The sequence below is a fragment of the Arenibacter sp. F20364 genome, from assembly GCF_023015905.1.
Taxonomy (GTDB): Bacteria; Bacteroidota; Bacteroidia; order Flavobacteriales; family Flavobacteriaceae; genus Arenibacter.
The window spans coordinates 1-485 of sequence record NZ_JALKBD010000150.1 but is presented as its reverse complement, the minus strand read 5'-3'; the positions used below and the strand labels follow the sequence as shown (position 1 = coordinate 485).

The window sequence follows — 485 nt, the reverse complement described above, 5'->3', positions numbered from 1 at the left end:
CAAGGTGAAAAAGGTGACACTGGTGCCCAAGGAATTCAAGGTATTCAAGGAGAGACTGGTGCCACAGGTGCAACTGGAGCTACTGGAGCTACTGGTACAACTGGCGCCAAGGGAGATCAAGGCGACAAAGGAGATACCGGAGCAACTGGTTCGACAGGATCTACCGGTGCTACTGGAGTTCAAGGTGAAAAAGGAGACAAGGGCGACACCGGAGCTACTGGAGCTACTGGTACAACTGGAGCCAAGGGAGATCAAGGCGATAAAGGAGATACCGGAGCTCAAGGTATTCAGGGTGTAACTGGAGCTAAGGGAGACAAGGGCGAAAAAGGAGACACTGGTGCGACCGGAGCCAAGGGTGACCAAGGAGATAAGGGTGACAAAGGTGATACTGGAGCTACTGGTGCTACTGGTGTAACCGGTGAGAAAGGTGATACTGGAGCAACGGGAGTTCAGGGTCCAATAGGATTAACTGGTGCTGACGGAGC

Annotated in this window: 1 pseudogene; it reads left to right on the top strand. The window is 53.0% G+C overall.

Features of this window, described 5'->3' with window-relative positions:
• Positions 1–485 (top strand): annotated as a pseudogene (locus MWU84_RS24110) (hypothetical protein); the annotation flags it as partial.